Consider the following 11,979-nt stretch of genomic DNA (forward strand, 5'->3'; position numbering starts at 1 on the left):
GGGCCCGACACCGCTCGGTGTCGGGCCCGTTGGGCGGTCAGTGCGTGGGCCGGGGTGCCTGGTGGGCACCTCGCCTCATGCGTCAGGCGTGGGAGCCGGCCTTGCGACGGCGTGCGGCGAACACCGCGCCCGCGCCGATCGCCAGGGCCGCGCCGCTCGCGAGGGCGAACTGCGACGTCGCGGAGGACGAGCCCGTGGCGGCGAGGCTGCCGCCCACGGGGCTGGCCGACGCGCTGCCCTGCGGCTCGACGTCAGAAGTGTTCGGCTCGGTCGTGCTCGGCTTGGCGTCGTCGACCTTGCCGGGCTTGCTGCCCGCGGCGGCGATCAGGAACTCGTAGCCCTCGAGGTCCGGGTTCCCGCCGCAGGTGCCGTTGTCGTTGAAGTAGTCACCGGCGACGAAGGTGACGCCGTTGCCCGCGGGGGCCGAGGAGTCGACCGTGAGGCGCATCTTGACGTCGGCGTGGGCACCTGCCTTCAGCGGGCTGATGGCGTCCATGTAGTGCTCATTGTCGACGGTCTTCCACGTCGAGGACGAGGCGGACGACCACTGCAGGTGCACCAGGTCGTCGATGTCCTTGCGCCCGCTCTTGTCGGTCGCGTGGACGTAGGCGAACGGAAGTACCTCGTCCATCGTCTTGTCCGTACCGTTGGTCACCCGGAGATTGAAGTTGACCTTCGTGCCGGCGACGACCGTGGACGGCAGACCCGTGACGACCGTGGTGAGCTTGGCCTCGGGGACGCAGTCCTCGCCGCCCTCACCCGCCTCCTCCTTCGCCTTGGCCAGCGCGTCGTCGGCGGCGGTCTTGTCGGCGAGCGCCGCCTCGGTGGCCTTCCGCGCCTGGTCCAGCTTCCGGGTCGCGGCGACCCGCTCGTCGTCACGCGCGTCCAGGGCCTCCACGACCTTGGCATCGGCGGCGACCTTGGCGTCGGCGGCGGCTGCGGCGGCGGCTTCCGCCTCGGTGAGAGTCGTCGCCGCCGCGGTCTTCTCCTCCTCGGTGGCCGTCTCCGGGAGGGCGTCGACCGCCGCCTTGGCGTCGACGACCGCCTGGTCGGCGTTGGTCTTCGCGGTGGCGGCGTCGGCCGCCACCGCCTGGGCGGCCTTGGCTGCAACGGCCAGCGGAGAGGTGTCGGACAGGACCGTTTCCAGAGCGGCGTAGGCGGCACTCTCGGCCTCTACGGCGTCGTCGTACGCCTCCTGCGCTGCGGCGGCGGCCTTTTCCAGCTCCGCGATGGACGGCTTCTCCTGCGTCTGCGCTGTCGGCTTGTCGTCGGCGAACGCGGGGGTGACCGACAGAAGGAGGACAGGCGTGGTCACTGCGGCGGCAACAGCTGTGGCAAGTATCCGGCGAATCTTCACAAGAGCCCTTCGGGGTCCGAAAAGAGAAGAAGGGTCGCAGCGGAATGGGACACGCAAATGCGACTTGAAGTGATCGTATGACCGGGCGGGCGGTCGACCGTCACAGATTTTTCACCTGCTCCGGCAGACACCACCACACCGGGACAGACAGAAGAGACGAAAGGGTGCAGTTGCTTTCACCACCCACACTTTCGCTGTGATGAATACCACATGACCCTGAACGCCTCCCCGGCGCCGCCCCGCCCGGCGAGCCCCTGCACGTTCGCGTACGCGAGCCTGCCACTGTCACTGCGGGCACAACCTGGAAGGCCGACAGGAGAGTTGGGGCGTTCCCGGCGGGGCAAAGCAGAGCCGGGGCGCGTCCCCTCCCACCGACAGGAACGCGCCCCCTCGTCACGGCCTCATGGGACCGGACACCGACTCAGTTGGTGAAGACGAAGTACTTCCAGGCGCCGTGCGTCGTCGAGTTCACGTTGTCCCCGGAGCTGGCGTTGATGTACGAGGAGCGCACCCGGGCGCGGATGCCGGACTTGCCGGCGTGGCCCAGGTTGACGACCGACTTTCCGCTGGTGCCGAGCTTGAAGTACTCGGTGGCCCCGGAGTACCACTTGCCCTGGGAGTACACCTGGAGCTCGAGCCGCTGCTTGCGGTCCTTGTAGTAGCTCATCGTCGTCGTGGAGATGACGTCGGTGTTCTTGTGGAAGTAGTAGTACGTCGTGGAGCCGATCTTGCCGGTCTTGTAGTGCTTGGACAGCGCCGTCGAGACCTTCACCCTGGCGTACGCCGTGGCCTTGACCGTCTTCGGGGCGTAGCGGGCGTCGCCCTTGAACACGGCGGTGACCGTGGTGTCCCGGGCCATGTCCAGGGTGACCGACAGGTTGCCGCTGGAGTTGACCGTGCCGGTCCTCACCAGCTTGTTCGGCTTGTCCGAGCCGAATGGGTTGGCCCAGATCTCGACCGTGCGGTTCTTGTACGTCGTGCCGAGGTGCGCCGTGAACGCGACGTCCTTGCCGTGGTCGTACACCTTGCCGTTGTTGTTCAGCGTCAGCGTGGGCGTGGCGCGGGAGACCTCGACCGTGTCCGAGGCAGTCGCCGAGGCGTGCGTGGCATCACCGGCGTACGTCACCTTGTACGTGACCTTGCCGCCGGCCGGCGGGGTGTCCGTGAAGGAGAACTTGCCGCCCGTTGCCAGGGACTTGGTGCCGAGCGACTTGCCCTTCGGCGACTCCAGGTCGGTGCGGGTGACGGTCAGCGGCGTCCCCGCGGGCAGCGCGAGGCCGGAGACGAGCGAGCCCTTGACGGTGAGGGACTTGGCGCGGGTGGCGGTGGCCGGGGCGTCGGCCTTCAGCGTGGCGACGTACTTGCGGGGTTCGTCGACGACGTTGAACGTGGAGGAGTCGTTGTCGCCCCCCTCGCTCATCACGAACAGCTTTCCGCCGTCGGCCGACCAGTTCGTCGAGTGCCCGTACCAGGGCATCCAGCTGTGCGACAGATTGCGGACGCTGGCGGGCCGGCCCGGGTCGGCGGCGAAGACGTACGTGTCGCCGAGGTCGTCGGTGTCGAGGACGGTGGCCGCGACCGTGCCGTCCGGGGCGATGCTGACCGTCTCCGGTTCGGAGGCGACGGGGAAGGTGCGGACCTCCTCCAGGTCGGAGAGCCGGTACTCGGTGAGCGCGCTGTTCCCGGCCACGACGACGTTCTGGCCGTCCGGGGTGAGCGCCGCGTCGTGGTAGAAGCCGCCCTTCTCGGCGGAGACGCGGATGGCCGGAGTACCGGAGGAGATGTCGTAGACGACGATCGGACCGGAGCTGATGCCTGCGTCGAGGGCCAGCAGCGTGCCCGGGTTGTCAGGGTCGGCGTAGAGCTTCGGCGGACTCGCGAAGTCGTGCCCGGCCGCCAGGTCCAGCGTCACCATGGGCGTCTCGGCGGTCAGGTCGACCGAGCCGAGCCCGGAGTCCCACTGGTCGCCGTATCCGAACCACAGCTTGCCGTCGGCGTAGGCGAGATGGGAGGGCGTGGTCTTCGCGCCGGTGGGGTACTCGGCGGTCTGCGTGAGTGTCGCGGTGTCGAAGGCGACGATCTTGTCGGCGCCGTAGACCGCGGCGTACAGCGTGCCCGAGTCCGGGCTCAGTTCGAGGTCCTGGACCTGAGGCAGGCCGGTGAGCTCGGCGACGGCCTTGCCCGCGTTGTCGGTGACGACGATCTTGCTCTGGTACCTGTCGCTGAAGAACAGCCGCTGGTGGACGCCGTCGACGACCGTGTCGGCAGCGGCCGTGACCGCGACGGTCCTGGCGGTGTCGGCGGACGCCGGTGCGGCGGTGAGCACCGCCGAGCTGAAGAGGACCGCCAGTGCGGTGGCGGCCGGAAGAGTGCGCATACGCACGGTGATTCGAACCCCCCGGAACGAGTGTGGAGCCACTGCGCGCAGCTGACAGGCGACAGCCGATGTGTGTGACCTGTGCCGCGGGTGTGGCGAGTGAGCGAAGACTAGGTCATGCCACCGACAACACGCCCAGCGCCCCCACCACCGCGAACGGTCCGTACCTCAGCGCGGATTCATCGATGTTGACCAGTCGATGTCTCATGCGGAGTGAAGTCGGCGCGGCTCGTACGCCCCCGGGCTCGAGTCGCGGAGTCCGAGCGCGCCGGTCCGCTGCCGCCCGACCGCCGAACTGCCACCCGAACGGTCGCCTCGCCCACCATCCGCCGCGCCGCGGATCCTGGAGAGGTACGCCCGGCAACCGCCCCCTGACCCGGAAGGGTTACGTCCGATTCACGGTGTGCCCATTTCATGGTGCGTCCATGAAAAGTTTCCTACCGACCAGTAGACATGGGACCGGGCCTCATCGAGGGTTGGACGCGTGCATGTCAACTTCGACACAGGAGACACCCTCATGAGCCGAAGCCGTACCCGGTTCGCCCGTACGGCGGGCGTCGTCGCCGCGGCCGCCGTTCTCGCCCTCGTCGCGCCCGCCACAGCCGCCCAGGCCGCCCCCGTGTCGTCGCCCACCGCCGGGGCGACCTCCTGGGCCCCCGGCGGCAACGCCGCCATCCTGGGCATCGACTACGGCACCTGGCAGCGTGATGTCGCCGCGGTCATCGACGTGGCCCGCCCGTACGTCCAACAGCGCATCGCCCAGACCCCAGCGGGCCAGAAACCCGCGATCGTCCTCGACATCGACAACTCGTCGCTGGAGACGGACTTCCACTACTTCTGGACGTTCCCGACCCCCGCGATCACCCAGGTCCGCGATCTGGTCCGGTACGCCGACTCCCAAGGCGTCGCCATCTTCTTCGTCACCGCCCGTCCGGGCATCATCGCCTCGCTGACGCAGCACAACCTCACCGCCGTCGGCTACCCGGTGACCGGCCTCTACGTCCGCGACCTGCCGGACCTCTTCGACGAAGTCAGCACGTACAAGACCGCCAAGCGTGCCGAGATCGAGGCCCGGGGCTACACGATCATCGCCAACATCGGCAACAACGAAAGCGACCTGGTCGGCGGCCACGCCGAGCGGACGTTCAAGCTCCCGGACTACGACGGAAAGCTCTCCTGACCGCTGACCGGCCGTCACCGCCGCGGACATGGCATCGGCCCCCGGGACCAGTACAGGTCCCGGGGGCCGATGTGCGACCCAACTACTGATCCGTCAGGATCAGAAGTCCATGTCACCGCCCGGCATGCCGCCCGGAGCGGCCGCAGAGGCCTTCTCCGGCTTGTCGGCGATGACGGCCTCGGTGGTCAGGAACAGCGCGGCGATCGACGCGGCGTTCTGCAGAGCGGAGCGCGTGACCTTCGCCGGGTCGAGAATGCCCTCGGCGATCATGTCGACGTACTCGCCGGTCGCGGCGTTCAGACCGTGACCGATCGGCAGGTTGCGCACCTTCTCGACGACGACGCCACCCTCGAGACCACCGTTGACGGCGATCTGCTTGAGCGGGGCCTCCAGCGCCAGCTTGACGGCGTTGGCGCCGGTCGCCTCGTCACCCGAGAGCTCCAGCTTCTCGAAGACGGCGGAGGCCTGCAGCAGCGCCACGCCACCACCGGCGACGATGCCCTCCTCGACGGCCGCCTTCGCGTTGCGAACGGCGTCCTCGATGCGGTGCTTGCGCTCCTTGAGCTCGACCTCGGTGGCGGCACCGGCCTTGATGACGGCCACGCCGCCGGCCAGCTTCGCCAGACGCTCCTGGAGCTTCTCGCGGTCGTAGTCCGAGTCGGAGTTCTCGATCTCGGCACGGATCTGGTTGACGCGACCCTGAACCTGGTCGCTGTCACCGGCACCGTCGACGATCGTGGTCTCGTCCTTGGTGATGACGACCTTGCGGGCGCGGCCCAGCAGGTCCAGGCCGGCGTTCTCGAGCTTGAGACCGACCTCCTCGGAGATGACCGTGCCACCGGTGAGGATGGCGATGTCGCCGAGCATGGCCTTGCGGCGGTCACCGAAGCCCGGGGCCTTGACGGCGACGGACTTGAAGGTGCCACGGATCTTGTTGACGACCAGGGTCGACAGGGCCTCGCCCTCGACGTCCTCGGCGATGATCAGCAGTGGCTTGCCGGACTGCATGACCTTCTCCAGCAGCGGAAGGAGGTCCTTCACGTTGCTGACCTTGGAGTTGACGATCAGGATGTACGGGTCGTCCAGGGACGCCTCCATGCGCTCCATGTCGGTGGCGAAGTACGCCGAGATGTAGCCCTTGTCGAAGCGCATACCCTCGGTGAGCTCCAGCTCCAGACCGAAGGTCTGGGACTCCTCGACGGTGATGACGCCTTCCTTGCCGACCTTGTCCATCGCCTCGGCGATGAGCTCGCCGATCTGGGTGTCGGCGGCGGAGATGGAGGCCGTCGAAGCGATCTGCTCCTTGGTCTCCACGTCCTTGGCCTGCTCCAGCAGAGCGGCGGAGACGGCCTCGACGGCCTTCTCGATGCCCCGCTTGAGGGCCATCGGGTTTGCACCCGCGGCTACGTTGCGAAGGCCCTCACGGACGAGCGCCTGGGCGAGAACGGTGGCGGTGGTCGTACCGTCGCCGGCGACGTCGTCCGTCTTCTTGGCGACTTCCTTGACCAGCTCGGCGCCGATCTTCTCGTACGGGTCCTCGAGCTCGATCTCCTTGGCGATGGAAACACCATCGTTGGTGATCGTGGGCGCGCCCCACTTCTTCTCGAGGACGACGTTGCGGCCCTTGGGGCCAAGGGTGACCTTGACGGCGTCGGCGAGCTGGTTCATCCCGCGCTCGAGACCGCGCCGTGCCTCCTCGTCGAACGCGATGATCTTGGCCATGTGAAGTGGTCCTCCCGGACAGGGGTGGATTTCTCCGGACCGAGTGGCGCCCGCGACGGACGGCCTGCCTGCCGGGTGGTTCCTTGCCCCACCAGCCTGCGGGCCTCACCGGCCCGGTCCAAGTTCTGTCACTCTCACCTGGAGAGTGCTAACGCCAATGATTAGCACTCGACCCCCACGAGTGCAAGCGCCCCCGGCGGTTGCGGACAAGGCGCGAACCGGGCGACGGCGCGTGGGATGTCGTGGGGATGCCACGCGGGTGACGGCGGCACGACGCGTGAAGGGCCCGTCCCCTGGGGGTACGGACCCTTCATGCGTGAGTGGTGTCGTTGGCCGACCGCGCCGAGCTCAGCCGACGGCGAGCTTGACCATGTCCGCCTGCGGCCCCTTCTGGCCCTGCGAGATCTCGAATTCAACTCGCTGACCCTCTTCGAGGGTGCGGTACCCGTCCATCTGGATCGCGCTGTAGTGGACGAAAACATCCGCACCACCGTCGACCGCGATGAAGCCGTACCCCTTCTCCGCGTTGAACCACTTGACGGTGCCCTGAGCCATGCCTAACTCCCCTATTACTGGCCCTTGCACAGGACCGCACTTCGCGGGCCCGGGTCAGAACTCACCCCCCGACAGGAGAGGGTGCGTGCGCCGGAACGCGTCGACCGCGGCCGAATGTATCTGCCCAACTGCCCTCTGCAACAGGTCAATCGGACGAGAATTCTGGGCAGCACCGAACACCCGAATATGCGGAATTTATGCGATTCCAGGGCAACTCGGGCCGGGCAAAGGCCACTTATGACGCAAGGAGTTGGAATACTTTGGCTGCATCTTGTCGCGGGCGGGCGCATTCTCATATGCGGTCGGCACGGGCAGCGGAGGGGACTTCCCAACTGTACCGCGCTTAACCATGCAGAATTGCCCCCTCCGCTTACCTCGCAGAGGGGGCAATTCCGGTGACGCTGTGAAGTCGGCGGCGGGGCTACGGAGAGTCCGTGCCGGGGCGACGGAGGGTCAGCAGCCGCCCGCGACGGCCGGGATGATCGAGATGCCGGCGCCGTCCGGGGTGGCCGCCTCCAGGCCGCCCTCGAAGCGCACGTCGTCGTCGTTGACGTACACGTTCACGAACCGGCGCAGCTTGCCCTGGTCGTCCAGGACGCGCGCGGCGATGCCCGGGTGGTTCTGCTCCAGCGACTCGATCACCTGGGAGAGGGTCGCGCCCTCGGCCGGGACCTCGGCCTGACCGCCCGTGTAGGTGCGCAGGATGGTGGGGATACGGACCTTGACGCTCATGTGGGTGCCTTCCTTGCGTCTCGGGTGGACGTCACGGGTGGACGTCCGGGTGGTCGGGTCAGCTGCGGGCCAGGCCTGCGGCGCGGAACGCGTCGAGGCTGGGCCGGATGGTCGCCGTCGGACCGGTGGTCGGGGCGACCGCGTCCAGCGTCTTCAGACCGTCACCGGTGTTGAGGACGACGGTGGTGAGCGTCGGGTCCAGCAGGCCGGCCTCGATCAGCTTCTTCGTCACGCCGACCGTCACCCCGCCGGCCGTCTCCGCGAAGATGCCCTCGGTGCGCGCCAGCAGCTTGATCGCGTCGACGACCTGCTCGTCGTCCACGTCCTCGACGGCGCCGCCGGTCCGGCGGGCGATGTCCAGGACGTAGGGGCCGTCGGCCGGGTTGCCGATCGCCAGCGACTTGGCGATCGTGTTCGGCTTCTGGGGGCGTACGACGTCGTGGCCGGCCTTGAAGGCGGTGGAGACCGGGGAGCAGCCCTCGGCCTGGGCGCCGAAGATCTTGTACGGCTTGTCCTCGACGAGACCGAGCTTGATCAGCTCCTGCAGACCCTTGTCGATCTTCGTGAGCTGCGAGCCGGACGCGATCGGGATGACGAGCTGGTCGGGCAGGCGCCAGCCGAGCTGCTCGCAGATCTCGTACGCGAGCGTCTTGGAGCCCTCGCCGTAGTACGGGCGCAGGTTGACGTTGACGAAGCCCCAGCCCTCGCCGAGCGGGTCGCCGATGAGCTCCGAGCAGAAGCGGTTGACGTCGTCGTAGTTGCCCTCGATGCCGACCAGTTCACCGCCGTACACCGCGGCCATCACGACCTTGCCCTGCTCCAGGTCGTGCGGGATGAACACGCAGGACCGCAGGCCGGCCCGGGCGGCGGCCGCCCCCACGGCGCCGGCGAGGTTGCCGGTGGAGGAGCAGGAGAGAGTGGTGAAACCGAAGGCGCGGGCGGCCTCGACGGCGATCGCGACGACGCGGTCCTTGAAGGAGTGCGTCGGGTTGCCGGAGTCGTCCTTGACGTACAGGCCGCCGGTGACACCCAGTTCGCGGGCGAGGTTGTCGGCCTTGACCAGCTTGGTGAAGCCGGGGTTGATGTTGGGCTTGTCCGCGACATCGGCGGGGACCGGCAGTAGCGGCGCGTAACGCCAGATGTTGTTCGGCCCGGCCTCGATGCGCTTCTTCAGCTCGTCCGGTGAGCCGCTCGGCAGGTCGTACGCCACTTCGAGCGGCCCGAAACAGGTCGCGCAGGCGAAAATGGGACCGAGCTCGAAACGCTCTCCGCACTCGCGGCAGGAAAGTGCCGCGGCGGGACCGAGGTCGACAGCGTCGGCGGAAGAGTTGGTGCTCACTGCAACGGTCTGCGTAGCCATGATGGCGAGGCCCTTTCTCCTCATCTTCCTCGCGACGCATTTCGCCACGAGACGGAATTGGCACCTTCCCCACCTGACCTCGCGGTCGGCAGGAGGGTTGCCGGGACTTCAACGGGCCGTTCCCTCAGTCCCTCTGGATGAGCGCTGTGGCACTGGATCATCGATCCAGGCATTTATCGGCGGAGGGCCCCGGCATGCGAGGGCCATCCGCGTTGTTCAAGACTGTAACCGAAGCATCGGACGGTTGAGATGGCCGTCCGAACCGCGAGATGGATCACATACAGGGAGTATCGACCGTGCTGGAAGAGGTCGAACGCTGGCTGGCCAGGCGTTCCTGGTCGGCCGCCGACCGCCCGCTGGACCGGCTCGTCGCCGCCAGGGCCGGGGATCCGCGGCGCGGAAGTGTGAGCGTCGTGCTGCCCGCCCTCAACGAGGAGGCGACGGTCGGCACGATCGTCGAGACGATCCGGGTCGAGCTGATGGAGAAGGTCCAGCTGGTCGACGAGCTGCTGGTGATCGACTCCGGGTCGACGGACGCCACCTCCGAAGTCGCCCGGACGGCGGGCGCCCGTGTGGTGCACCGTGACGACATACTCCCGCGGATACCCGCCCTGCCCGGCAAGGGCGAGGTCCTCTGGCGATCACTCCTGGTCACCGACGGTGACATCGTCTGCTTCATAGACGCCGACCTGAAGGACTTCTCCGCGGACTTCGTCTCCGGCATCATCGGGCCGCTGCTCACCGATCCCGAGGTGCAGTTCGTGAAGGCGATGTACGACCGGCCGCTCGGGGACACGGCAGGCCAAGGCGGTCGCGTCACGGAACTGGTGGCCCGCCCGCTGCTCAACCTGCACTGGCCTCAGCTGGCCGGCTTCGTCCAGCCGCTGGGCGGCGAGTACGCGGTGCGGCGCTCCCTGCTGGAGCGGCTGCCGTTCCCGGTCGGTTACGGAGTGGAACTGGGCCTGCTCGTGGATGCGCTGCACACCGTGGGGCTGGACGCGCTGGCGCAGGTCGACGTGGGGGTCAGGAAGCACCGCCATCAGGACGGGCAGGCGCTGGGCCGGATGGCGGCGGCCATCTACCGGACGGCGCAACTGCGCCTCTCCCGCGGCCACTTGGTACGGCCATCCCTCACCCAGTTCGAGCGGGGCGAGACCGGCTTCGTACCGCGCACGCACGCCGTGGACACGGAGGAGCGGCCGCCGATGCAGGAGATCAGGGAGTACGTTTCGCGCCGCGCCGCCTGAGGTGGCCTGACTTCGCACGTTTGGGCGGTTCGCGATCGGGCTAGATTCCGCAACATGGTCTCCGAGCACGTGATCACGTCTGCTGCCCAGGTACTCGTCGCGTCCAACCGCGGCCCGGTCTCGTACGCACTGAGCGAGACCGGTTCGATCAGCGCCAGACGGGGCGGCGGCGGACTCGTCTCCGGGCTGAGCGCCGTCGAGGACAAGCTGTGGGTCTGCGCGGCGCTCGGCGACGGGGACCGGGAGGCGGTCCGGCGCGGAATCGCCGAGCCGGGCGTACGGATGCTGGACATCGACGCCGATGTGCACGCCGACGCGTACAACGGCATCGCGAACTCGGTGCTCTGGTTCGTCCACCACATGCTGTACCAGACGCCGCTGGAGCCGGTCTTCGACGCGGAGTTCCGCCGGCAGTGGGCGTCGTTCGAGGCGTACAACCTGGCCTTCGCGCAGGCGCTCGCCGAGGAGGCGGGCGAGGGCGCGGCGGTTCTGGTGCAGGACTACCACCTGGCCCTGGTCCCCGGCATGCTCCGCGACCTCCGTCCCGACCTGCGGATCGGCCACTTCTCGCACACCCCGTGGGCCCCGGCCGACTACTTCCGCCTGCTGCCCGACGACATCGCGGAGCAGCTGCTGCGCGGCATGCTCGGCGCGGACCGGACGGGCTTCCTGACCCGGCGGTGGGCGGACGCGTTCACCGCCTGCTGCACGGAGGTCCTGGGCGGCACCGGCCGGACCAGGATCGGCGTGCACGGTCTGGGCGCGGACGCGGACTTCCTGCGCCGCCGCGCGCACGAGGCGGACGTGGACGAGCGGATGGCGATCCTGCGGGAGCAGGTGGGCGGCACCGGCCGGAAGACGATCGTGCGGGTCGACCGTACGGAACTGTCCAAGAACATCGTGCGCGGGCTGCTGGCGTACCGGGAGCTGCTGAACACCCGCCCGCAGTGGCGCGAGCGGGTGGTGCATGTCGCGTTCGCGTACCCGTCGCGCCAGGACCTGGCGGTGTACCGGGAGTACACGGCCGAGGTGCAGCGGCTGGCGGACGACATCAACGAGGCGTACGGAACACCCGATTGGACCCCGGTCCTGCTGCATGTGAACGACGACTTCGCACGCTCGCTGGGGGCGTACCGGCTGGCGGACGTGGCGCTCGTCAACCCGATCCGCGACGGCATGAACCTGGTCGCGAAGGAGGTCCCGGTGGTCTCCGACCAGGGCTGCGCGCTGGTGCTGTCGCGGGAGGCGGGGGCGTACGAGGAGCTGGGCGCGGACGCGATCGTGGTGAACCCGTACGACGTGTCGGCGACGGCCGTCGCGTTGCACGAGGCACTGACGATGCCGGACGGGGAGCGGGCGGAGCGGTCGAAGCGGCTGGCTGCGGCGGCGACCGCGTTGCCGCCGCAGCGGTGGTTCCTGGAACAGCTGGAGGCGCTGCGGCGGGACTGA

9 protein-coding genes and 1 riboswitch are annotated in these 11,979 nt (G+C 68.5%); of the genes, 3 read left to right on the forward strand and 6 right to left on the reverse strand.

Going from position 1 to position 11,979, the window contains the following annotated elements; all coding sequences use genetic code 11:
* Positions 1–82: 82 nt before the first annotated feature.
* Both ACFYP5_RS37195 and ACFYP5_RS37200 read right to left on the reverse strand, forming a co-directional pair.
* The gene (locus ACFYP5_RS37195; RefSeq protein WP_389044198.1) at positions 83–1,357 is read right to left on the reverse strand and encodes an LAETG motif-containing sortase-dependent surface protein; all 1,275 of its coding nucleotides are present in this window, start codon (positions 1,355–1,357) and stop codon (positions 83–85) included.
* A gap of 421 nt (positions 1,358–1,778) precedes the next feature.
* Positions 1,779–3,734 carry an Ig-like domain repeat protein gene (locus ACFYP5_RS37200; protein WP_389044200.1) on the reverse strand — a complete coding sequence of 652 codons (1,956 nt, stop codon included), beginning with the start codon at positions 3,732–3,734 and terminating at the stop codon, positions 1,779–1,781.
* A gap of 517 nt (positions 3,735–4,251) precedes the next feature.
* On the opposite strand from ACFYP5_RS37200, the gene ACFYP5_RS37205 reads away from it, so the two are divergent.
* Positions 4,252–4,914 (forward strand): HAD family acid phosphatase, encoded by a 663-nt coding sequence (locus ACFYP5_RS37205; protein ID WP_389044201.1) that lies wholly within the window; start codon positions 4,252–4,254, stop codon positions 4,912–4,914.
* Positions 4,915–5,013: 99 nt separating this feature from the next.
* Here the strand turns inward: ACFYP5_RS37205 and groL are convergent, their stop codons facing one another.
* The 4 genes from groL to thrC all read right to left on the reverse strand — a co-directional run bounded on the left by groL (position 5,014) and on the right by thrC (position 9,283).
* On the reverse strand, positions 5,014–6,636 hold the full coding sequence (gene groL / locus ACFYP5_RS37210; RefSeq protein ID WP_389044203.1) for a chaperonin GroEL: 1,623 nt from the start codon (positions 6,634–6,636) through the stop codon (positions 5,014–5,016).
* 348 nt (positions 6,637–6,984) lie between these two features.
* Positions 6,985–7,191 (reverse strand): cold-shock protein, encoded by a 207-nt coding sequence (locus tag ACFYP5_RS37215; protein ID WP_003967346.1) that lies wholly within the window; start codon positions 7,189–7,191, stop codon positions 6,985–6,987.
* Between the two features lie 453 nt (positions 7,192–7,644).
* Positions 7,645–7,923, reverse strand: a complete 279-nt coding sequence (locus tag ACFYP5_RS37220) for a MoaD/ThiS family protein (RefSeq protein ID WP_030933077.1) — start codon at positions 7,921–7,923, stop codon at positions 7,645–7,647.
* Between the two features lie 58 nt (positions 7,924–7,981).
* The gene (gene thrC / locus ACFYP5_RS37225) at positions 7,982–9,283 is read right to left on the reverse strand and encodes a threonine synthase (protein WP_030933081.1); all 1,302 of its coding nucleotides are present in this window, start codon (positions 9,281–9,283) and stop codon (positions 7,982–7,984) included.
* A gap of 17 nt (positions 9,284–9,300) precedes the next feature.
* A riboswitch (SAM riboswitch) is annotated at positions 9,301–9,427 on the reverse strand.
* A 152-nt stretch (positions 9,428–9,579) separates the two neighbouring features.
* Between thrC and ACFYP5_RS37230 the strand changes: the two genes are divergently transcribed.
* Positions 9,580–10,530, forward strand: a complete 951-nt coding sequence (locus ACFYP5_RS37230; protein ID WP_389044251.1) for a glucosyl-3-phosphoglycerate synthase — start codon at positions 9,580–9,582, stop codon at positions 10,528–10,530.
* 54 nt (positions 10,531–10,584) lie between these two features.
* Positions 10,585–11,979 carry a trehalose-6-phosphate synthase gene (locus tag ACFYP5_RS37235; RefSeq protein WP_389044206.1) on the forward strand — a complete coding sequence of 465 codons (1,395 nt, stop codon included), beginning with the start codon at positions 10,585–10,587 and terminating at the stop codon, positions 11,977–11,979.

Source organism: Streptomyces sp. NPDC005262 (assembly GCF_042872425.1).
Classification (GTDB): Bacteria; Actinomycetota; Actinomycetes; order Streptomycetales; family Streptomycetaceae; genus Streptomyces.

Coding starts and splice junctions, on each gene's coding strand:
- ACFYP5_RS37200 (WP_389044200.1), bottom strand. CDS start 3,734: ATGCGCACTCTTCCGGCCGCCACCGCACTGGCGGTCCTCTTCAGCTCG.
- ACFYP5_RS37205 (WP_389044201.1), top strand. CDS start 4,252: ATGAGCCGAAGCCGTACCCGGTTCGCCCGTACGGCGGGCGTCGTCGCC.
- groL (WP_389044203.1), bottom strand. CDS start 6,636: ATGGCCAAGATCATCGCGTTCGACGAGGAGGCACGGCGCGGTCTCGAG.
- ACFYP5_RS37215 (WP_003967346.1), bottom strand. CDS start 7,191: ATGGCTCAGGGCACCGTCAAGTGGTTCAACGCGGAGAAGGGGTACGGC.
- ACFYP5_RS37220 (WP_030933077.1), bottom strand. CDS start 7,923: ATGAGCGTCAAGGTCCGTATCCCCACCATCCTGCGCACCTACACGGGC.
- thrC (WP_030933081.1), bottom strand. CDS start 9,283: ATGGCTACGCAGACCGTTGCAGTGAGCACCAACTCTTCCGCCGACGCT.
- ACFYP5_RS37235 (WP_389044206.1), top strand. CDS start 10,585: ATGGTCTCCGAGCACGTGATCACGTCTGCTGCCCAGGTACTCGTCGCG.